The organism is Selenomonas oralis (genome assembly GCF_051603425.1).
Classification (GTDB): Bacteria; Bacillota; Negativicutes; order Selenomonadales; family Selenomonadaceae; genus Selenomonas; species Selenomonas sputigena_A.
The window spans coordinates 1,701,921-1,723,592 of sequence record NZ_CP194411.1; the positions used below are offsets into that span (position 1 = coordinate 1,701,921).

The 21,672-nt window shown below is 59.8% G+C and carries 20 protein-coding genes; 15 read left to right on the forward strand and 5 right to left on the reverse strand.

From position 1 onward, the window contains the following. Window positions 1-85 precede the first annotated feature (85 nt). The 11 genes from ACRTGH_RS08035 to ACRTGH_RS08085 all read left to right on the forward strand — a co-directional run bounded on the left by ACRTGH_RS08035 (window position 86) and on the right by ACRTGH_RS08085 (window position 9,940). Window positions 86-1,345 carry a Fe-S-containing protein gene (locus ACRTGH_RS08035; RefSeq protein WP_368846403.1) on the forward strand — a complete coding sequence of 420 codons (1,260 nt, stop codon included), beginning with the start codon at window positions 86-88 and terminating at the stop codon, window positions 1,343-1,345. A gap of 22 nt (window positions 1,346-1,367) precedes the next feature. Further along, window positions 1,368-2,642 carry an ABC transporter permease gene (locus ACRTGH_RS08040; RefSeq protein WP_368846402.1) on the forward strand — a complete coding sequence of 425 codons (1,275 nt, stop codon included), beginning with the start codon at window positions 1,368-1,370 and terminating at the stop codon, window positions 2,640-2,642. Window positions 2,643-2,648: 6 nt separating this feature from the next. Next, complete coding sequence (locus tag ACRTGH_RS08045) at window positions 2,649-3,803, forward strand: ABC transporter permease (protein ID WP_368846401.1); 1,155 nt, start codon at window positions 2,649-2,651, stop codon at window positions 3,801-3,803. 9 nt (window positions 3,804-3,812) lie between these two features. Then, entirely contained in the window at window positions 3,813-4,514 is a 702-nt protein-coding gene (locus tag ACRTGH_RS08050; RefSeq protein WP_368846400.1) for an ABC transporter ATP-binding protein, read from the forward strand. Continuing rightward, window positions 4,511-5,014, forward strand: coding sequence for an FMN-binding protein (locus tag ACRTGH_RS08055; protein WP_368846399.1), 504 nt, complete (start codon window positions 4,511-4,513; stop codon window positions 5,012-5,014). Before ACRTGH_RS08050 ends, ACRTGH_RS08055 begins: the two co-directional genes overlap by 4 nt. Window positions 5,015-5,016: 2 nt before the next feature. Beyond that, complete coding sequence (locus ACRTGH_RS08060) at window positions 5,017-6,102, forward strand: FAD:protein FMN transferase (RefSeq protein ID WP_368846398.1); 1,086 nt, start codon at window positions 5,017-5,019, stop codon at window positions 6,100-6,102. After that, window positions 6,099-6,518: a NusG domain II-containing protein gene (locus tag ACRTGH_RS08065; protein WP_368846397.1), complete on the forward strand. Its 420-nt coding sequence runs from the start codon at window positions 6,099-6,101 to the stop codon at window positions 6,516-6,518. Before ACRTGH_RS08060 ends, ACRTGH_RS08065 begins: the two co-directional genes overlap by 4 nt. Next, the gene (locus tag ACRTGH_RS08070; RefSeq protein ID WP_368846396.1) at window positions 6,515-7,126 is read left to right on the forward strand and encodes a Gx transporter family protein; all 612 of its coding nucleotides are present in this window, start codon (window positions 6,515-6,517) and stop codon (window positions 7,124-7,126) included. Before ACRTGH_RS08065 ends, ACRTGH_RS08070 begins: the two co-directional genes overlap by 4 nt. Before the next feature lie 67 nt (window positions 7,127-7,193). After that, complete coding sequence (locus ACRTGH_RS08075) at window positions 7,194-7,847, forward strand: cupin domain-containing protein (RefSeq protein ID WP_368846395.1); 654 nt, start codon at window positions 7,194-7,196, stop codon at window positions 7,845-7,847. Window positions 7,848-8,045: 198 nt separating this feature from the next. Continuing rightward, complete coding sequence (gene eno, locus ACRTGH_RS08080) at window positions 8,046-9,344, forward strand: phosphopyruvate hydratase (protein WP_368846394.1); 1,299 nt, start codon at window positions 8,046-8,048, stop codon at window positions 9,342-9,344. Window positions 9,345-9,568: 224 nt separating this feature from the next. Beyond that, entirely contained in the window at window positions 9,569-9,940 is a 372-nt protein-coding gene (locus tag ACRTGH_RS08085; protein ID WP_368846393.1) for a heavy-metal-associated domain-containing protein, read from the forward strand. Between the two features lie 60 nt (window positions 9,941-10,000). Here ACRTGH_RS08085 and ACRTGH_RS08090 read toward each other — a convergent pair whose 3' ends face one another. From ACRTGH_RS08090 to modA, 5 genes are all read right to left on the reverse strand, one after another. Further along, entirely contained in the window at window positions 10,001-11,212 is a 1,212-nt protein-coding gene (locus ACRTGH_RS08090; protein ID WP_368846392.1) for an HD-GYP domain-containing protein, read from the reverse strand. 81 nt (window positions 11,213-11,293) lie between these two features. Continuing rightward, window positions 11,294-12,430 (reverse strand): HD-GYP domain-containing protein, encoded by a 1,137-nt coding sequence (locus ACRTGH_RS08095; protein WP_368846391.1) that lies wholly within the window; start codon window positions 12,428-12,430, stop codon window positions 11,294-11,296. A gap of 146 nt (window positions 12,431-12,576) precedes the next feature. Further along, window positions 12,577-13,230 (reverse strand): molybdate ABC transporter permease subunit, encoded by a 654-nt coding sequence (gene modB / locus ACRTGH_RS08100; RefSeq protein WP_368846390.1) that lies wholly within the window; start codon window positions 13,228-13,230, stop codon window positions 12,577-12,579. Window positions 13,231-13,239: 9 nt separating this feature from the next. Continuing rightward, window positions 13,240-14,283: a sulfate/molybdate ABC transporter ATP-binding protein gene (locus ACRTGH_RS08105; RefSeq protein ID WP_368846389.1), complete on the reverse strand. Its 1,044-nt coding sequence runs from the start codon at window positions 14,281-14,283 to the stop codon at window positions 13,240-13,242. Then, entirely contained in the window at window positions 14,283-15,074 is a 792-nt protein-coding gene (modA, locus tag ACRTGH_RS08110; RefSeq protein WP_368846388.1) for a molybdate ABC transporter substrate-binding protein, read from the reverse strand. Before modA ends, ACRTGH_RS08105 begins: the two co-directional genes overlap by 1 nt. Window positions 15,075-15,357: 283 nt before the next feature. Here modA and ACRTGH_RS08115 point away from each other — a divergent pair, with 283 nt between their 5' ends. Genes ACRTGH_RS08115 through narI form a run of 4 tightly spaced genes read left to right on the forward strand, consistent with a single transcriptional unit; the run spans window position 15,358 to window position 21,668 of the window. Continuing rightward, window positions 15,358-19,053, forward strand: coding sequence for a nitrate reductase subunit alpha (locus ACRTGH_RS08115; protein ID WP_368846387.1), 3,696 nt, complete (start codon window positions 15,358-15,360; stop codon window positions 19,051-19,053). Continuing rightward, window positions 19,043-20,464, forward strand: coding sequence for a nitrate reductase subunit beta (gene narH, locus ACRTGH_RS08120; protein ID WP_368846386.1), 1,422 nt, complete (start codon window positions 19,043-19,045; stop codon window positions 20,462-20,464). Before ACRTGH_RS08115 ends, narH begins: the two co-directional genes overlap by 11 nt. Continuing rightward, on the forward strand, window positions 20,464-20,988 hold the full coding sequence (gene narJ / locus ACRTGH_RS08125) for a nitrate reductase molybdenum cofactor assembly chaperone (protein WP_368846385.1): 525 nt from the start codon (window positions 20,464-20,466) through the stop codon (window positions 20,986-20,988). Before narH ends, narJ begins: the two co-directional genes overlap by 1 nt. Then, window positions 20,985-21,668, forward strand: a complete 684-nt coding sequence (narI, locus tag ACRTGH_RS08130; RefSeq protein WP_006193116.1) for a respiratory nitrate reductase subunit gamma — start codon at window positions 20,985-20,987, stop codon at window positions 21,666-21,668. Before narJ ends, narI begins: the two co-directional genes overlap by 4 nt. The last annotated feature ends 4 nt before the right edge of the window (window positions 21,669-21,672 follow it).

The window sequence follows — 21,672 nt, forward strand, 5'->3', positions numbered from 1 at the left end:
GGGACTTTTTCCGCTTGTCTGCAAGGCTCTGCAGCGCAGTCGTGACTGCATGGCTTTTATTCTTCCATAAAGTGAGGTGCAGAATATGCTGCAGTTGTTCCTGCAACAATTCATCCCGGCGATGGAGCAGGTGCTGACGCTGGCCGTGCCGCTCGGCATTCTCTTCGCCATCCTGCGGCGGCTGCCGCTTGATCAGTATCGCCGCAATTATAACACGGCCATCCATTGGGGCTTTTGGCTTTCCATCGCCATTGTGGCTGCGCGTGTCGGCACGCGAAACGCTGTGAGCCGTGAGGTCGTTGAGGCGGGATCCATCGCCCTGGCCATGGTCGCCGAGCTCGTTGTTCTCGCCGTGCTTCTGCGGGGCGGCGGGCAGAAGGAGAAGCTTTCGCGTCCGCTGCAGCTCGCAGCCTGCACCGTGGGAGCGCTGCTCTTCTTCTACCATGGCATGGAGATTTGGCTTATTCCTGTCAGCACGATCATCTCGGCTGCAGGGGACTACTACACGCAGACGGTTGCCGTGAAGCTCGTCGGTTTTGCCTGCGGCCTTTTCTTCGGCGTCGTCAGCTCCTATGTCGCTTATCGAGCGGCGGCGGCCCTGACTCCGCAAAGACTGCTCTTCGTATTCGTCATACAGGCGGCGGCCATGCTCATCCAGCAGGGCATCTTCTTCGTGCAGGTCCTGATGGCGCGGCACATCCTCGACAGCGCGGTGCTTCTATCCTTCATGGCGCCGATCATCGACCATTCCTCGTGGCTGATCTTCATCATCTTCTTTGCGCTTCTCTTCGTGCCTTTGACGCTTTTTTCGCAGAAGAAGCCGGAAAGGCCTGCCGGCACGAATCCTGCTGAGTACCGCCGCATGATCATGCACGCGATGCACAAACGGCGTTGGGGCACGGCGACGGTCATCTTTCTTGCGGGGATGGTTTTCCTCTCGAGCTTTGGCGCAAGCTATGCGAACAAGAAGGAGGAGCTTGTGCCTGCTGTCGCCGTGACAGCGGTCAATGGCTCTGTCGATGTGAATCTTTCAGAGGTCAACGACGGACATTTGCATCGCTTCGTCTATCAGACGGCGAGCGGGCAGTCGGTGCGCTACATCGTCATTTTGAAGGGCGGCAATTCTTATGGCGTCGGCCTTGACGCCTGCGAGATCTGCGGCCCCACGGGCTATTATGAAAAGGACGGGCAGGTCATCTGCCGCCTCTGCGACGTCATGATGAACAAGGCGACGATCGGCACGAAGGGCGGCTGCAACCCGATACCCTTGGAGTACAGCGTGTCGGAAGGCAAGCTGCGCGTGCCGCAGGAAGCGCTTGACAAGGCCCGGGATGTGTTCCGTTGACGGCCTTTGAGGAGGGATACTTATGTTTTGGCAGATGGTAAAGGGCGCCTTGATCCGTCAGAGGAAGCGCTTCTTCCTCATCGCACTGACGGCGGCTCTCGGCGTCTCGCTTGCAGCCGCCATGCTCAATGTCATGTTTGACATCGGCGAGAAGGTCAACCAGGAGCTCAAGGCGTACGGCGCGAACATCACGGTCACGCCGAAGAACGCTTCCGTTCTCCAGGACGTCTACGGCCTTGAGGGCGGCGGGCACAAGGAATATCTTGAAGAACAGGACGCCGCGAAGATCAAGACAATCTTCTGGACAAACAATATCGTCGCTTTTGCGCCTGAGCTTTCGGGTGAAGTCACTTTGTCGGACGGCAGGAGCGTGCCGATCATGGGAACCTGGTTTGACCATGAGGTCGAGCTGCCGACGGGAGAGAAGGTCACGACGGGCGAAAAGGAAATGAAGTCCTGGTGGAAGATTGACGGCGATTGGCCGACGGAAGCCCCGGACGAGGCTCTTTTGGGCACGAAGCTGGCGGATTCCCTGGGGCTCCATGCAGGAGACACGCTTTCTTACCGCACGAAGGCAGGCGAGGAAAGGACGCTGCGGATCACGGGCGTCGTGACGGGCGGCGGCGCGGAGGACGAGGGCCTGACGGTCAATCTTCCGCTGGCGCAGGAGCTCATGGGAGCAGCGGGAAAAGTCGACAAGATCGAAGTTTCGGCTGTCACGACGCCGGAGAACGATCTTGCGCGCAAGGCGGCGGCAAATCCCGAGCGGCTTTCCCAGAAGGAACGCGAAATCTGGTACTGCACGGCGTATGTGAGCTCGATTGCCTTCCAGATCGAGGAGGCGATTCCCGGCTCTTCAGCACAGCCTGTGCGCCAGATCGCCGAGTCCGAGGGCAAGATTCTGGAGAAGACGCAGATGCTGATGCTCCTCATCACGGGACTTTCGCTTCTTTCGGCAGCGCTTGGCGTGTCGAATCTCGTCAGTGCGAATATCATGGAGAGAAGCCGCGAATTCGGCTTAATGAAGGCGCTTGGCGCGACGGATCTCTCCGTCGTTCTCATGGTGCTGGCGGAGATTTTTATCGCCGGCCTTATCGGCGGTTTCTTCGGCTATTTCGGCGGGCTCCTTCTCGCACAGGCCATCGGGCAGACGGTTTTCGGCTCGAGCATTGCGAACAACCTCGTCGTCATTCCTATCGTGGGCGGACTCATGGCCATCATGCTTCTCATCGGCAGCCTGCCCGCCATTCGTATGCTGCTTTCCTTGCAGCCGGCTAGCGTCCTTCATGGCAGGTGATTGAATATGGCAGGAAGAATAAAAAAACTGGAAATGCTTCTCCGCATGATTGTGCGGGCGCTGTTCCGGCAGAAGTCGCGCATGTTCGTCGCGCTCCTCGCCGTTGCGGTCGGCGCCGCCATCATCTCGGGCATGATCACGGTCTACCGCGAGGTGCCGGCGCAGCTCGGGCGCGAGTTCCGTGCTTACGGCGCCAATGTCCTTCTCTTGCCTGCGGGCGAGGCCAAGACCTTCGACGGCGCATCGCTCAAGAAGGCGCAGGAGGCGCTCCGGGGGCATGATATCGTCGGCTGCGCGCCGTTCCTCTACGAACGATTGGAAATCAACAAGCAGCCCGTGCTGACAGGCGGTACGGATTTCGAGGAAGTGAAAAAGGTCAGCCCCTATTGGATGATCAAGGGGGAATATCCGGCAGCGGGCAGCCGTGAGATCCTTCTCGGCTCGGAAATGGCCGCGAAGCTGGCGCGCGATACGGACAAGCTTGTCGGACAGACCGTGACGGTCAGCGCGGGCGAGGGCAAGGCGATGATTCCCTTCACCGTTTCGGGCATCGTCTCGACCGGCGGCAAGGAAGAGCAGTTCGCCTTCCTGAATCTCGATGAGCTGCAAAAGATCGTCGAGAAGCCCGATGCCGTCGGACTCGCGCAGCTCAGTATCGTCGCGGACGGCGAGAGCCTCAAGGCGGCGGATGAAGCTGTGCGTGCTGCGAATGTCGGCATCGAGCCGCAGGAAGTGCAGCAGATCGCGCATTCGGAGTTCAACGTCTTGAAGAAACTCGAGGTTCTGATTCTTCTCGTGACCTTGATTGTCCTCATCTTGACGCTGATTTGCGTGACGACGACGATGACGGCTGTCGTAACGGAGCGCCGCAGGGAAATCGGGCTCAAGAAGGCGCTCGGTGCATCAAACGCCAACATTGTCACGGAGTTCCTCGGCGAGGGCTGCGTGCTCGGTCTTGTCGGCGGTCTCTTGGGGAGCGGCTTCGGCTACCTCTTTGCACAGAGCGTCAGCATCAACGTCTTTTCGCGTGGTATCGCGTTTGCCCCGAGCATCGCTGTGCTTGCCGTCATTTTGTCCGTCGTCGTGACGGGCGTCGCGAGCCTGATTCCCGTGCGCATCGCGACGAGCGTTGACCCCGCCATCGTCTTGCGGGGAGAGTAGGAGGGTTTTATGAGTCTATTGGAATTGAAAGACGTGACGATGGCCTATGGCGGCAAGGTCAAGGCGCTCGACAACGTCAATCTCAAAGTAGAAAAAGGCGATTGGCTCGCCGTCATGGGCCCTTCCGGCTCGGGCAAGACGACGCTCATGAACATCATCGGCTGCATGGATCATGCGACGAGCGGCACAGTGCTTTTGGACGGAATCAATATCACGGAGGTTTCCGACCATGAGCTTACGCTGCTGCGCCGGGACAAGATCGGCATTGTGTTTCAGCAGTTCCACATGATTCCGTATCTGACGGCCATTGAAAACATCATGGCGGCACAGTACTACCACAGCATCCCCGACAAGAAGGAAGCGCTGGCGGCGCTTGACCGCGTGGGGCTTGCCGACCGCGCTGACCATCTGCCGAGCCAGCTTTCGGGCGGCGAGCAGCAGCGTGTCTGCATCGCGCGCGCCCTGATCAATTATCCTGTCCTGATTCTTGCGGATGAGCCGACGGGCAACCTCGACGAGGTCAATCAGAACCTCGTCATGAAGATCTTCCGCGAACTGCACGCAGAAGGCCATACGATTCTCACGGTCACGCACTCGGCGGAAGTCGGTGCGGCGGCAGAGCGCTGCGTCATCATCGAGCATGGCCGCATGGTGGAAAAGAGCGCGGAGGAGCAGGCGGCGGCGAAACTGAAGGAAGGGGTAAAGGAATGAAGCGAATGAAGAAGCGGGCGGCGGCGGTACTTTCCGCCGCGCTCTTTGCCGCGCTCCTTGCGGGCTGCGGCAGCGATACGGCGGAGGACAAGCCTGCCGACAGCGCGGTGCAGGGAGCCGCCGTCAAGAAGATCGCGGACATCGACCTCTCGACGGCGAAGGATGGCACGTACAATGCGGAGAGCAGCGAAAATTCCGAGTACGGCCATGGCAAGATCGCCCTCACGATCAAGGATCATAAGATCGAGAGCGTGACCTACTTCGGCGTCGACAAGGACGGCGCGATGAAGGGAGAGGACTACGGCAAGAAGAACGGCCAGATCAGCGATCCGCAGAACTATAAGAAGGCACAGAACGCCGTCAAGGCGAATGCGGCTTACGGCGTGCAGCTCGTGGAGCGTCAGCAGCCCGGCAAGGTCGACGCCATTTCGGGCGCGACGATTTCCTACGAGCAGTTCATCGAGGCCTCGACGAAGGCGCTCGATGAAGCGAAGAAGTAGCTATGATTCGCTTGCAGAATTTGGCAGCTCAAGGCGCAGGGCATCTTGCCCTGTGCCTTTTGCTCGTTTTTTTCGCCGCTTCTCTTTCGGCAGGATGTTTGTCCGAGCAGACGAAGAGCGCGGCTTCCGACGCCGCAGAGGAGGCGAGCGAGGAGTTCTTCGCGATGGATACGAAGATGACGGTCAGGGTCTATGGCGAAGGTGCACCCGAGGCGGCGCGGGAGGCGAAGGAGCAGCTTCTCGCGCTCGATGCGCTTTGGAGCGCGGCGCGCGAGGGAAGCGACGTCGAGCGCTTGAACAGCGGCGCGGGCGAGGCAATCGCGCTCTCTCCCAAGACGATGCGGCTTTTGCGTATGTCTGAGGAGGTGCACGAGGAGACGAAAGGAGCGCTCGACGTGACGCTTCTGCCTCTCCTCAAGCTCTGGGGATTTTCGGGCGGCGTACATCGCGTGCCGACGGCAGAGGAAATCGAGGCGGCGCGTGCCTTGACGGGAGCGGGAAAGCTCAAGCTCGACGAGGCGGCGGGCACGGCGCGGCTCGAAAAGGGCAGCAGCGTCGAGCTTGGCGCGGTGGCGAAGGGCTATGCGGGCGAGCTTGTCGCGGCGGAACTCAAGTCGCGTGGGGTGCGCTCGGCGCTCCTCGACCTCGGCGGCAACATTGAGACGGTCGGCGCACGCGAGGACGGCACGCCGTGGCGCGTGGGGCTTCGGAATCCTTTCGGCGGGGCACTTCTCGGCACGGTCGAAGTCGCGGACGCCGCTGTCGTGACCTCGGCGATCGACCAGCGCTTCTTCACGGATGAAGCGGGAAACTGCTATTGGCACATCCTCGATCCGGCGACGGGCGCACCGGCGAGGAGCGGCCTTGCATCCGCCACCGTCGTCGCGGCGTCGGGCGGCCGAGCGGATGCGCTTTCGACGGCGCTCTTCGTCATGGGCGCGGATCGCGCCGCCGCTTTCTGGCGCGAGCGGCAGGATTTCGAGATGGTGCTCGTCGGTATGGACGGTCATGTGTGGATTACAGAGGGGCTTCTTGACCGCTTCTCGGCGGGCGAGGGGCTGACGGGAGAAGCGGAGGTCATTCGATGAAAGGGGAAAAGAAGGCGTGTCTCTTCGCTCTTTTCGCCGCGCTCCTGCTCGCTGCGGCGGGCGCGTGGCTCTTCACATCCGTTTCTCGTGGCGGTGATGCGTCGAAGTCGGGCGCGGTCGAAGTCGTGCAGGACGGCGCGGTGATCTATCGCTTCACGCAGGAGGAACTGCAGGAGGAGCGACATATCCGCGTACCCTATGGTGAGCACGAGAACATCATCGCGACGGGCGGCGGCACGATCCGCATCGAGAGCGCCGACTGTCCCGATCAGATCTGCGTGCATACAGGCGAATTGAAGGGGGACGGCGCACCGATCATCTGTCTGCCGCATCGCCTGGAGATCCGCTGGGCAAAATCGGGCAGCGCGGGCGAGGCGGCGGTCGAGGCCGATGCGCCGGACGCGGTGGCGAGGTGAGGGACGCACGGCGAGAGCGCGGCGTTCGGCAGGGCGCATCCGCGCGGACGCGTATATGCGCAGAGGGAGCGGAGGAAGCGGGGCTGGCGCAGCAGGGGGCGGCGCGGCTGATGCTTCTTTCCATCTGCCTCGCACTCTCTTTGATGCTCTTCTTCGTCGAGCTTCGTCTGCCGCTCGTCGCGACGGTGCCGGGCTTCAAGATCGGCCTCGCGAACATCGTGACCGTCGCCGCGCTTCGGCTCTTTCGCGCGAGGGAAGCCCTCTTGCTCCTCGTCCTGCGCATCGTGCTCGGCGCGGCCTTCGCAGGCAGCCTGCCCGCGCTGTCGTTCAGCCTTGCGGGCGGGCTTCTGGCGCTTTCGGTCGGCGTCCTCTTGCTGCGGGCAGTTCCGCGCGTGCCGCTCGCGCTGCTCGGCGTCGCAGGTGCGCTCTCGCATAATGTGGGTCAGCTTCTTGCCGCCTCTTTCTGGCTCGGCACGCTCGACGTCTTTTACTATGCGCCCGTGCTCTTTGCTCTGGCCGTTTTTACGGGAGCTGCCACGGGTTTTCTCGCGCAGGAGATTTTGCGGCGGCTGCCTTTGGAAAATAAGAAAATTTCTCAAAAGTTGTAACAAATGTTCCCGAAAAAGCATTTATCTAGTATTATACTAGGAAACAGAAAGAGAGGAGATGACAGCCATGAAAGGTCAGGCAGGCAGGGTGCTTCGCCCCGCCGAGGAAATGGCGCCCGTCCCGGGCTGCACGGTGTCGGAAGCCATCAGCGCGGCGGGCGGCAACAATGTCGTCTGGTTCTCGCTCGCAGAAGCGACGGACATCAGCGCGGAGAGCTACGAGCGCCGCCGCCTCTGGTACGTTGCTTCGGGCACGATGGAAGCGGTCGAGGAAAGCGGGAATACGCCGCTCGCCGCAGGAGATTTCTTCGTCGTACCCGTCGGTACGCCCGTGGGCGTCAAGACCGAGCGCGGAGCCGTTTATCTTGAGATCAGTTTGCAGGAGGGAAAGACCATGAACAAGGCAATCGAGGACAAGAAGGTATTTCAGCTGGCAGAACTTCTGCCGTGCCAGGAGGGCAAGATCGTCAACATGGATCTCGTGCAGAGTCCGAACCTCAAGTTCGTGCTCATGAGCTTCGGCGCGGGCACGGGGCTCGACGAGCACGCGGCGCCGGGCGAGGCTCTCGTCTTCGCGCTCGAAGGCGAGGCCGTCATTGGCTACGAGGGCAAGGAGTACACGGTTCACGCGGGCGAGAATTTCAAGTTCGCGAAGAACGGCAGGCATTATGTGCGCGCCGTGAAAGATTTCAAGATGGCACTGATGCTGGAGCTTGTTTAAGCCGATACGAACACAGGCGCGTTCGTGCCTGGGCGGCTTCGACAGCGGGAAAAGCGTGCGGGCAGGACGAAGCCCGTGCGCTTTTTTTATGAAAGCGGCGGCAAATGCGAATTGCTTTCAGCAAAAGGCTTGACATCCGCCGCTTTCGTGATAAGCTAAGAGTATAACGTTTCATTAGATTTACAAGGAGTGGATACGATGAGGAACAGCAAGATCAAATGCATCCATGCACGCGAAATCGTTGACTCGCGCAGCAACCCGACGGTGGAAGTCGATGTCGTCCTAGAAGATGGCAGCTTCGGTCGTGCGGCATCGCCGTCGGGCGCATCGACGGGCCAGTTCGAAGCGCTTGAACTGCGTGACGGCGACAAGGCTCGCTACCTCGGCAAGGGCGTCCTGAAGGCGGTCGAGAACGTCAACACGACGCTCGCCAAGGCGGTCGTCGGTGTCGACGCTGCGGATACGGCTCTCGTCGACCGCACGATGCTCGAAGCGGACGGCACGGAAGATAAGTCGAAGCTCGGCGCGAACGCCATCCTCGCCGTTTCCATGGCGGCGGCGAAGGCGGCCGCTGTGAGCGAGGAGACGCCGCTCTATCGCTTCTTGGGCGGCAGCCAGGGCGGCCTTTTGCCCGTGCCGATGATGAACATCCTGAACGGCGGCGCCCATGCGGCGAACAGCATCGACGTGCAGGAATTTATGATCATGCCGGTCGGCGCTCCTGATTTCCGCACGTGCATCCAGTGGTCGTCGGAAGTCTTCCATGCGCTGCAGAGCCTCTTGAAGGCGGACGGCCATGCGACGGGCGTCGGCGACGAGGGCGGCTTCGCACCGAACCTCAAGTCGGACGATGAGGCGATCGACTACATCATGCGCGCGATTGAGAAGGCAGGCCACAAGCCCGGCAAGGATTTCGTGCTCGCGATGGACGCAGCGGCCAGCGAGTGGAAGGGATCGAAGAAGGGCGAGTACAAGCAGCCCAAGTCCGGACAGGTCTTCACGACGGCAGAGCTTGTCGAACATTGGAAGAAGCTCGTCGACAAGTACCCGATCATCTCCCTCGAAGATCCGCTCGACGAAGAGGATTGGGAGGGCTGGCAGCTCATCACGAAAGAGCTCGGCAACCGCCTGCAGATCGTCGGCGACGACCTCTTCGTGACGAACACGAAGCGCCTCAAGAAGGGTATCGACATGGGCGCTGCGAACGCCATTCTGATCAAGGTCAACCAGATCGGCACGCTGAGCGAGACGCTTGCCGCCGTTGCCATGGCGCACAATGCGGGCTTCAAGGCTGTCGTATCGCATCGCTCGGGCGAGACGGAAGACACGACGATCGCCGATCTCGTCGTCGCGCTGAACGCAGGCCAGATCAAGACGGGCGCACCGAACCGCAGCGAGCGCGTCGCGAAGTACAATCAGCTCCTGCGCATCGAGGAAGAGCTGGGCAAGAACGCCGTCTTCGCGGGCAAGAACGCCTTCAACGTGCCGCTGCCGTGAGCATGATTTAGGAAATTCCTCCGCTGCGAGGATTTCCTGAAGCTTTCCAACGGGATAATGGAGGACGACCATATAAGAGCCGAAAGCTTTTGTATGGTCGTTCTTTTTTGCAGGCAGGTATAGTAAGAATCACTATTGACAAGAAAGGAAAGCAAAGGTAGAATAGAGCGGTAGCATGATATGGGAAGGACAGGCGTCCTTTTGTAAGGAAAGAAGGAGAAATTATGGCAACGTATATTTTAGGTGCACTGCTCCTGGCGGGACTTTTCTTTGCCGTACGCGGCATGGTGCGCCATTTTGGTGGCGGCGGTGCGTGCTGCGGCGGGGGCGGGGATATTGAAGGCGGCCCGAAGAAGAAGCTCTATCACGATGTTATTGGCGAGAAGGTGCTCCATATCGAGGGCATGCACTGCGATAACTGCAAACACGCCGTGGAGCGCATCCTCAATGGGATCGACGGCGGCGCGGCAGAGGTCAATCTCTCGAAAAATATCGCTGTCCTCAAGATGGAACGCATGATTCCCGACGAGGAGCTCCATGCGGCTCTCGACAAGACGGAATACAAGCTCGGGCAGGTCGAACTGCGCGAGGCGTAAGGGAAAAGGAAAACCTCCGGCAGGCTGGGCTGCCGGAGGTTTTTTGTCGGAACGCGGGGGTCAAGGTGTGGGCGGTTTCTCCGAGGGCTGCTTCGGATCTTTCTTTGCGGGAGCCTCACGGTGCCTCTTTTTAGCCCGCATGTCGCTGTCGAGATAGATCGCAGGGTCGACGCCCGTGGAGCGGATGAAGTTCAGCAGCTCGACGTCGTCCATGACGTACTGGATGACATTGCGGCGGCAATGGGCGAGGTTCAGTCCGAAGTGTTTCTTGAGAATTTTGCCGTTCTTGTCGGCAAAAACGATGACGATGGGCGCCCGCGTATGGCCGAAGATGACCTTCTTGACGATGGCATAGCCAAGCTCTGTCCGCATGACGGTGCCGACGGGATAGACGGCAACATTGTCGAAGAAGAGACGCAGCAGCTCCATATCGAAGTGCCCGGGGGAGTTTTTCATCATCATTTGGTAGACGATGTTGGGCTTGTATGATTTTTTGTAGGGGCGCACGCTCGTCAGGGCATCGTAAACATCGGCGATGGCTGTAATGCGGCTGTAAGGGTGGATGGACTTGCCCTTGATATGGTAGGGATAGCCCGAGCCGTCGATGTGCTCATGGTGTTGGCAGGCGATGATGGCCAGCAGGGAGGCCATCGGGGATTGCAGTTCTTTGAGAATCTTGCGCCCCTCGGCCGGGTGGCAGCGGATGATTTTGAATTCGTCCGCCGTCAGCGCACCGGGTTTGTTGAGGATGCGCGGCGGTACGGCGATCTTGCCGATGTCGTGCAGAAGACCGCCCAAGGTGATGCTCTGCAGCTGGCTCTTTGAGTAACCGCGCAGGGAGCCGAGCATGGCCGAAAGCACGGCGACGTTGACCGAATGGGAAAAGGTATAGGAGTCGTGCAGGCGTATGTCCGTGATCTGCACGAGGTTCTTGCGGTTGGACATGATGTCCTTGACGAGTACATCGGCGCATTTTTCCAGCAGGTTCATACGGAATTCTCCCGTTTCTTCCGCTTGCTGGAATGTGGAGGCGACGTTGTCGACGGCCTGCACGCGCGTATGCTCCTCGATGATGTCGGGAGGCGGTTTGAGCTGGAAATCCGGGGAGAGGGAGGTGACGTGAAGTTCCGGTACTTCGAGCTGGTGCAGATGGTAGATGTAACGCTCCGTCAAGGGCGTACCGCGCGTCAAAAATGCCGCGCCTTTCTCGTTGAAGATGCTCTGCGCAGGAATCATGCCGGATTTCAGTTGGTTTGGCTTCAAGCGTATCATGCCAAGATCTCTCCGTTTTTGTGGTACAACGGTCTTGCCCCATCCCGTTGTGTTTTGCTTTGTCGGAATATATCTGCGGGATCAGCCGGCGACCTTTTTGAGCAAGGCGGCCGGATCCATATTGAGGCGATGCACGAAATGGTAGAGCTCGTTGTCGCTCAGAACACCCTCCAGCATGTCGGGAGGCGCTTCCGACAGATCGAAGGGATAGGGATTGTCCAAAAGCTTGCCGTCGCGGTTGGTGAAAATGCAGATGAGCGGCGTCTGCGTGCGGCCGAATTCCGTTTTCTGCACGATAGCATAGCCTTCCTTTGTCTTGACAATGGTGCCGATAGGATAGATGGCGACGTTGTCGAAGAAGAGCTGCAGCAGTTCGAGGTCGAAATGACCGTTCGAACACGTCGTCATGATGCGGTGTGCGACGGACGGCGTATAGGCCCTCTTATAGGGGCGCACGCTCGTCAGGGCATCGTAGACGTCGGCGATGGCGGCAATGCGCGCGTAGCGGTGGATCTGCTCTCCCCGCAAGTGGTTCGGATAGCCGCTGCCGTCCATGCGCTCGTGGTGCTGCAGGGCAATGGCGGACAGCAGGGAATCGGTGGGGAACATTTTCTTGAGGCGCTGCCGTCCTGCTTCCGGGTGGCCTTGCATGAGCTCCCACTCGCTGTCCGAGAGATGCCCTGGCTTTGTCAGCACATCGAGAGGAATGGTGACCTTGCCGAGATCGTGCAGCAAAGCCCCGAGGGTGAGCTTCAAAAGCTCCTCCTGTGAGAATTTCAGCAGCATGCCGACGAGAGCCGAAAGAATGGCGACATTGACCGAATGGGCGAATGTGTAAGTGTCATGCAGCCGGATATCCGTAAGCTGTATGAGATTCTTTCGCTGCGCGATGAGATCGAGCAGGATGGTTTCAGAAATGCTCTGCAAAGGCTTGGGATCGAAGGTTCCGTTTTCTGCAACTTCCTGAAAAACATGTGCGACATTGTGTATGGCGGAGATGCGCGTCTTTTCCTGCACGACGTCCTCAGGCGGCAGGAGCTTTAATTTTGGGTCAAGAGAGGTGACGGTGATGCCGTCGAGTCCCGTTTTCCGCAAGCGTTCGATATAGGCCTCGCTCAAGGACATGCCTTTTGTCAAATAGCTGGCGCCAAGGGGATTGTAAATGCTCTGCGCCGTGATCATGCCCGCTTTGAGGTTTTTCATTGGGATTTGGATCATGATGTTTCACCTGCAATAGTGGCATAGCCTATGGACTTCTTCCACAATAGAATCTGTTGCTATTTGCTTTATAGCTACATGATACTATATTTTAGGAGAAAAATAAAGCGTATGTGCTTGTCCGGCTTCTGCGAAGGAAGGTTCTGTCATCGTTTGCTGTTTGCAAGCCAGGCGTTCATAGCGGCGACGAAGATGAGGGAGAAGAGGACGAGGGCGACGGCCCATTGGAAGGCGAGGTCGTAGTCGTTTGCCTGCACGGCGGCATAGATCGCCGTGGACATCGTCTGCGTCGTGCCGGGGACGTTGCCGGCAAACATGATCGTCGCGCCGAATTCGCCGAGTGCACGCGTGAACGTCAGGACGAGCCCCGCGACGATGCCGTGCTTGGCGTTCGGCACGAGGATGCGCCAGAAGATGCGCCACTCGGAGATGCCGAGCGTGCGTGCAGCATAGACGATGTTTTTGTCAAGCTGCTCGAAGGCGCCGCGTGCCGTGCGGTACATGAGGGGCAGCGAGACGACGACGGCGGCGATGACGGTCGCTTTCCAGGTGAAGACGAGCGGCACGCCGAAGTCGAGGAGCAGCTGCCCAATGGGGCTTTTTCTGCCGAATACGAGCAAGAGGAAGAAGCCGACGACGGTCGGCGGCAGCACCATGGGCAATGTGATGACGGCGTCGGCAATGCCTTGGAAGCGCCTCAGATGGAGGACGGCGTAGGCGAGGGCGATGCCGAGGAAGAAGGAGATGACGGTGGCGGTTGTCGCCGTCTTCAAGGTGATCCAGAAGGGTGAAAATTCCATGTGCGCCTCCTATCGTTCGAGCAAGATGAGCCGATCGGCGGGAAAATGCAGATAGAATTCTTTTTGCCCCAGCCCTTGCCAAGCGATTTTTTCAATCTCCCAACGCACGGGCGCGGCGTCCGAATCCGCCTTCTTCGCCATGACGAGGTAGGAAAAAGCATCCTCGATGATCTGCACGGCTTCCATGCGCGGCGTGTTTTCCGCCGCTTCTTTGCGCAGGGAGAAAAAGTGGGCGCGGATGCCGACGTAGCGGAGGTTCTCGGGCACGGGGGCGGCAGAGTGCAGTGCGATCTGCCAGTCCTCGGCGAAGAGCTCATGCTCTGCCGTGCGGCGTGCGCGGGAGATGTTCTTGCAGCCCGTGAGGAGCGTCGCCGCGAGCGTGCCCGGCTGCTCGAAGAGCGCGTGCTTTGTGCCGAGCGATTCGAGTGCGCCGCCGCTTAAGACGGCGATGCGGTCGGCCAAGCGGTAGGCTTCGCCGCGGTCGTGCGAGACGAGGACGGCGGCGCGTCCATAGGAGTCGAAGAGGCGCAGAAGCTCAAGCTCTAACTGCCACTTGAGGTAGCTGTCAAGCGCAGAGAACGGCTCGTCGAGGAGCAGCAATTCTGCATCAGAGGCGAGGATGCGCGCGAACGCTGTGCGCTGCTTCTGCCCGCCCGAAAGCTCCTTGGGGTAGGAGTTTTCGAGTCCCGCAAGCGAAAAGCGCGCAAGCTCCCTTTCGAGGAGCTTGCGCTTTTCTTCTTTCGTGCCGTGCGCCGAAAACGTGATGTTCTCGGCGACGGTCATGTTGGGAAAGAGGGCGTAGTCTTGGAACAGGTAGCCGACGCGGCGCTTCTGCGGCGCGAGGTTGACGCCCTTTTCGCTGTCGAAGAGCGTGCGCCCGTTGAGCAGGATGCGCCCCTCGTCGGGCTTTTCGATGCCCGCGATGCACTTCAAGGTCATGCTCTTGCCGCAGCCCGAGGCGCCGAGCAGCGCGAGCACTTCGTCGCGCACGGAAAATTCCACGGCAAGATCGAAGCCGCGCAGCTTCTTGCGGATCTTGACTTCAAGTTCCATTATTTTCCGGCGGCTTTGAAGCCGTACTTTTCAAGGATCGCCATGCCCTTTTCCGAGGAAACGAAGTCGAGGAAGGATTTCGCCTCGTCCATGTGCTTCGTGTCCTTCAAGATGGCGGCGGGGTAGATGACGGGCTTGTGCGAGCCTGTCGGAGCTTTCGCTGCGACCTTGACCTTGTCGGAAACTGCAGCGTCCGTCGCGTAGACGACGCCGCAGTCTGCGTCGCCCGTCTCCGTCCACGAGAGAACTTGGCGCACGTCGGAGCCGTAGACCGCCTTGCCCTTCACCTGGTCGAGGATGCCGAGCTTCGTGAGGATTTCTTCCGTGTACTGGCCGACGGGAACACCCTTCGGCTCGCCGAGTGCAACGCGAGAAACCGTAGGAGTCGCAAGCGCGTCAAAGGATGTGATATCCTTGCCGCTGTCCTTGGGAACAATGAGCACGACCTCGTTTTCGAGGAGGTTCTTGCGCGTGCCGTCGGCGAGAAGCCCCGCCTTTTCGAGTGCATCCATCTGCTTCTGCGCTGCCGAGAAGAAGAGGTCGGCGTTGCCGCCGTTTTCGATCGCCTGCTGCAGGGCGCCGCTGCTGCCGAAGTTGAAGACGATCTTCGTCTGAGGATGCTCCTTCGCGTACTCGGTTGCGATCTCGTTCATCGCGTCGGTCAGGCTCGCGGCAGCGGAGACCTGCAGCTCGACGGCATCCTGCTTTGCGTCCGAGGCGCTTGGCACTGTGCCGCAGCCCGTGAGCGTGAACAGGGTTAGGGACGAGAGGAAGAGCACGATTTTTTTCATAAAAAGACTCCTTTCCTTAATAAAGACATTTCATAATATTTGCTTAGTATACCATAAGGAAAACAATTTGCAGTAATATTTATCACGATATGTCGTATATCAAATAAAAAATTTTTGTCTTGTGATATTTATTACAGGACAAAGCGGAGAAAGCTTTGTCCTGTAATAAAAAAGATTAGAATAATTTATGAAAACGCTGATAAAAAGATCTGTCAAGATGGCGGTGCTGAGTTTATCAGCGCGTTCTTAGGGGGACGAATTTCCTCAGGAGGGAGATGGAGAAGTGAGCAGCATTTTCCAGAAGTTCCGTTATCTTATCCCGAAGGAGCGGACGGCGAGCGGTCACCAACAGATTCATGAGGGCGGACGCGACTGGGAGAACATGTACCGCGACCGCTGGTCGTTCGACAAGACGGTGCGCTCGACGCACGGCGTGAACTGTACGGGTTCGTGCAGCTGGAACATCTATGTGAAGGACGGTCTCGTGGCTTGGGAGAACCAGGCGATGGATTATCCTGAGACTTCGCCCGACATGCCGGACTTCGAGCCTCGCGGCTGTCCGCGCGGCGCGACGTTTTCGTGGTATCTCTACAGCCCGCTGCGCATCAAGTACCCGTACCTCAGGAGCGACCTCGCGGAGCTTTGGCGTGAGGCGAGAAAGAATCATAAGACGGCGCTTGAGGCGTGGCGCAGCATCGCCGACGACCCTGCGAAGAAGAAGCGCTACAAGGCGGCGCGCGGCATGGGAGGCTTCGTGCGCTCGAATTGGGACGAGGTGTCGGAACTCATCGCCTCGTCGCTTCTCTACACGGTAGAAAAGTACGGTCCGGACCGCAATTTCGGCTTTTCCGTCATTCCCGCGAAGTCGATGCTCAGCTATGCTGCAGGACTTCGCTTCCTGCAGCTCATGGGCGGCGCGGGGCTTTCCTTCTACGACTGGTACGCCGATCTGCCGCCGGCAAGCCCGCAGGTCTGGGGCGATCAGACGGACGTGCCGGAGTCGAGCGATTGGTACAATGCGGGCTACATCATCACCTGGGGCTCGAACGTGCCGCTGACGCGCACGCCCGACGCGCATTTCTTGACAGAGGTGCGCTACAAGGGAACGAAGGTTGTCTCCGTCGCGCCCGACTACGCGGAGTCGACGACGGTCGCCGACACGTGGATCAGTCTGCATACGGGAAGCGATGCAGCCCTCGCCATGGCGATGGGGCACGTTATCCTGAAGGAGTACTACATTGACAGGGAAGTGCCTTTCTTCGTCGACTATGTGCGCCGCTTCACGGATTTCCCGTTCCTCGTGCTCCTCGATGAGAAGGAGGACGGCAGCTTCCTGCCCGGACGCTTCCTCAATGCGAAGGACATGGGACGCGCCGACGAGAAGCACGCCGACTTCAAGTTCTACGTCGTGGATGAGATGACGGAAAGGCTCGTCGTGCCGAACGGCACGATGGGCGACCGCTGGGATCGTCAGGCGAAGTGGAATCTCAAGGAGGAGGACAGCGACACGGGCGAGGCGATCAAGGCGCGTCTTTCCGTCCTCGACATCAAGGACGACGCGGTCGAAGTCACTCTGCCGTACTTCGGCACGGAGCGCGAGGAAATGCTCCTGAAGCGCATGGTGCCCGTAAGGAAGATCAAGACGGCGGCGGGTGAGCGCCTCGTGACGACGGTCTACGACCTGACGATGGCGAACTATGCGATCGACCGCGGCCTCGGCGGCGAGGCCGCTGTGTCCTACGAGGATGATGTGCCGTACACGCCGCATTGGCAGGAAAAGTACACGGGCATCTCGCCTGAGCTTGCCATTCATACGGCGCGTGAGATGGCGGACAACTCGATCAAGACGGACGGCAGAACCATGGTCATCATGGGCGCGGGCATCAACCACTGGTACAACGCCGACATCATTTACCGCACGATCTTGAACCTCCTGCTCTTCATCGGGGCGGAAGGCAGGAACGGCGGCGGCTGGGCGCACTACGTCGGGCAGGAGAAACTGCGCCCGGCGGAGGGCTGGGCGCGCGTCATGACGGCGACGGACTGGCAGCCGGCGGCGCGCCTGCAGAACAGCACATCGTTCTTCTACTTCGGCACCGATCAGTGGCGGAGCGACGAGATCGACACGGAGCAGATTGTCGCGGCGACGGGCAAGCCGCGCTACCGCCACCCCGGCGACTACAACGTGCTCGCGGCGCGACTCGGCTGGCTGCCATCCTACCCGACATTCAACAAGAGCGGGCAGAAGATCATCGACGAGGCGAAGGCGGCGGGTCACGAGGATTTCGAGGACGTGAAGAAGTTCGTCGCCGAAAGTCTCAAGAAGGGCGAGCTGAACTTCTCGGCGGAAGATCCCGACGCACCCGAGAACTTCCCACGCAACCTCTTCATCTGGCGCGCGAACCTCATCACTTCATCGTCGAAGGGGCACGAATATTTCCTCAAGTATCTGCTCGGCACGAAGAACGGCCTCTTCGCCGAGGAGAAGTGCCCGACGCGCCCGACGGAGATCCGTTGGCGCGAGGAGCAGGAGATCAGTCAGCCCGGCGGCGCGGCTGAGGGCAAGCTCGATCTGCTCATCGACCTCGATTTCCGCATGGCAGGCTCGGCGCTTTATTCCGACGTCGTACTGCCGACGGCGACGTGGTACGAGAAGACCGACCTCTCCTCGACGGACATGCATCCGTTTGTCCATCCGTTCCAGCCTGCCGTCGATCCCTTGTGGGAGGCGCGCACGGACTGGGACATCTTCCGCACGCTCGCCGAGGCCGTCTCGCGCGTCGCCAAGGAAGCGGGCATGAAGCCGTACACGGATGTTGTCGCCGTACCTCTGCAGCACGATACGGAAGGCGAGACGGCGCAGCCCGAGGGTCGGATTTGCGACTGGAAGAAGGGCGACTGCGAGCCGATCCCGGGCAAGACGATGCCGAACCTCGTCAAGGTGGAGCGCGACTATACGAAGGTTTACGAGAAGTGGATCGCGCTCGGCCCCAACGTGGAGAAGGGCATGGGCGCACACGGCCTCTCGTGGGAGTCGAAGGAGGACTACGAGGAGATCCGAAAGCGCAACGGCGTCATTGAAAACAAGGATTTCATTTCTTACGGCATGCCGTCGATCTTCGAGGCGCGCCAGGCCGCCGACGCCGTCATGGGGCTTTCGTCGACGACGAAAGGCTCTGTCGCCGTGCGCGCATGGCAGTCGATGGAGAAGCGCACGGGTCTGACGAATCTCACGCGGCTTGCCAAGGATCGCGAGATCGAGCGCTTCACGTTCGATCAGGTCTCCGTGCAGCCGCGTCAGACGATCACGACGCCGACGTTCACGGGCAGCAACCGCAATCGCCGCTATACGCCGTTCACGACGAACGTCGAGGAGCTCGTGCCTTTCCGCACGGTGACGGGACGCCAGTGCTTCTACGTCGATCACGAGCTCATGCAGGAGTGGGGCGAGGCGATGGCGACGTACCGCCCGATCTTGGAGAACCGCCCGATCGAGAAGAAGCTCGGCGAGGGCAAGGAGATCACGCTGCGCTATCTGACGCCGCACAACAAGTGGAGCACGCACAGCATGTACTTCGACAGCCAGCAGCTCCTGACGCTGTTCCGCGGCGGGCAGACCGTGTGGTTCAACGAGAAGGACGCTGCCGATATCGACGTCAAGGACAACGACTGGGTCGAGCTTTACAACCGCAACGGCGTCGTCGCCTCGCGCGTCGTGACCTCGCCCCGCCTGCCGCGCGGCGTCGTATTCATGCACCACGCGCAGGATCGCCACATCAATGTGCCCGGCTCGAAGATTTCGGGCACGCGCGGCGGTACGCACAACACGCCGACGCACATCATGATGAAGCCCACGCACATGATCGGCGGCTACGGGCAGTTCAGCTACGGATTCAATTACTACGGCCCGACGGGCAACCAGCGCGATACCTACGTCGTCGCGCGCAAGATGAAGGAGGTCGATTGGCTTGAGGATTAAAGCGCAGATAGCTATGGTCATGAACCTTGACAAGTGCCTCGGCTGCCATACTTGCTCGATCACGTGCAAGAACGTCTGGACGAACCGCGAGGGCGCGGAGTACATGTACTTCAACAACGTCGAGACGAAGCCGGGCATTGGCTACCCGAAGAATTGGGAAGATCAGGAAAAGTGGAAGGGTGGCTGGAAGGTCAAGGACGGCGAACTTTCGCTCGCCTCCGGCGCGAACAAGGCGGTGCGCCTCATGAAGCTCTTCTACCATCCCGATCAGCCCGAGCTTGACGACTACTACGAGCCGTGGACATACGACTACGAGACGCTGATCCATTCGGGCCGCAAGAACCATCAGCCCGTGGCGCGCCCGCGCTCTCTGATCACGCAGAAGCGCATGGAGATCAAGTGGGGGCCGAACTGGGAGGACGATCTCGCGAGCGGCGAATCGGCGCGCAGTGATCACAATTTGAAGAAGCTCGGCGAGAAGATCAAGCTGGAATTCCACGATCTCTTCATGAAGTATCTGCCGCGCCTCTGCAACCACTGTCTGAATCCCGCCTGCGTCGCCGCATGTCCTTCGGGCGCGATCTACAAGCGCGACGAGGACGGCGTCGTCCTCATCTCGCAGGATGTCTGCCGCGGCTGGCGTCACTGCGTGCCAGCCTGTCCGTACAAGAAGATCTATTACAACTGGAAGTCGAACAAGGCGGAGAAGTGCGTCTTGTGCTATCCGCGTTTGGAAAACGGCCTGCCGACGGTCTGCACCGACACCTGCGTCGGGCGCATCCGCTACATGGGCGTGATTTTCTACGACATGGACAAGGTGGAAGAGGCGGCGAAGACGGAGAATGCCGCGCACATTCCTGCGAGCGAGCGCGGCATCTTCCTCGATCCGCGCGACAGGGAAGTGCAGAAGGCGGCGCGTGAGGCGGGCATTTCCGATGCGTGGATTCATGCGGCGGAGCGTTCGCCCGTCGACAAGATCATCCGTCAGTGGCAGATCGCTCTGCCGCTGCATCCCGAGTACCGCACGCTGCCGATGGTATGGTACATTCCGCCGCTCTCGCCGATCTTGAAGCATGTGGAAGCGGAGGTCTACCTGCCCGACGCAGCGGACATGCGCATTCCGCTCGAATACCTGGCGCAGCTCTTCGCGGCGGGCGACGTCGCCGTCGTCAAGAATACGCTCGCGCGGCTCTTGGAAATGCGCACGGTCATGCGCTGCAAGGAAACGAAGGAGTCTGTGCCGGCAGAGCTTTCCCTGCATGAGGCGGAGTACGAGGCGATGTATCGTCTGCTCGCCGTTGCCAAGCGCAGGGATCGCGTCGTCATTCCGGCGGGACTGCAGGCGGAGACGCACGAGCGTCTGCGCATGCTGCAGGGCAGCGCGGGCTATGTCTGCCCGGGAGGTTGCTGATGGAAGAGTACAAGAAGACGCTGAAGCTCGCGGCATATCTTTTGGAGTACCCGAGCGAGGCGTGGTGGCAGGATTTCGACGCCTACCGCGCCGCGGCGGCAGAGATTGAAACGAAGCAGGCGCGAGAGATCTTGGAAGAGCTTTTTGACTACGCGCAGGAGCTCGGCAGCAAGGCTTACGAAGAGCAATATGTGCGCTCTTTCGAGTTCTCGCCGAATACGAACCTTTATCTGACGACGCAGGATCGCACGGACTTCGGCAAGCAGGCGAGCGAGATGCACGTCTACAAGCAGCTGTTTCTCAAGAACGGCTTCGACACGCAGAACGAGCTTCCCGACTATTTGCCGGCGCTCTTGGAGCTTGCCGCCGCCCTGCCCGAAGAGAAAGCGGCGGAGGTCTTTCGCACGATGAAGGACAAGCTCAAGCTCCTGCGCGACCGCTTCATTGAGGCGAAGCTTGCCTATGCTTTTCTTTTGGACGTCGTGCTCATGCAGGCGGAGAGATGGGAAGGGGATGCAGCATGAATGAGTTCTTTTGGGGCGTACTGCCCTACATCGCTTTCACCGTGCTCATAGGCGGCACGATAGCGCGCTACGTCTTGATGGAGCGCGGCTGGACGACGAAATCGAGCGAATTTCTCTCGAAGAATGATTTGAAGATTGCAGGTCCGATGTTCCACCTCGGCCTTTTCATGGCCTTGGGCGGTCACATCATCGGCGTGCTCATTCCGAAGGTCTGCACGGAAGCGGCGGGAATCAACGAGCATCTCTATCACATCATCGCGCTGGCGGGCGGCATACCGGCAGGCATCCTGTTTTTCTTCGGCTTCCTGCTGCTCTTGAAGCGCCGCTTTCTGGGCAAAGACTACATGCAGGTCAACACGTCGTGCATGGATCGTTGGCTCTACCTCGTGCTCTTCCTCGCCATCCTGACGGGCTGCGCGGGGACGCTGTCGAACGCCCTGGGCGGCTTCGCTTTTGACTACCGCGCGACGATTTCGCCGTGGTTCCGCTCGCTCCTTGCGTTCTCGCCCGACGTTTCGCTGATGGAGGGCGTGCCGTTCGTGTTCCGTGCGCACATGCTGCTGTGGATGGTGACGGCGATCCTCTTTCCGTTCACGCGCCTCGTGCATTGCCTGAGCTTCCCGTTCCTCTATCTGACGCGCAGCCCCATCGTCTATCGCAGGAAGGAGAGCCGCTCGTGAGCGC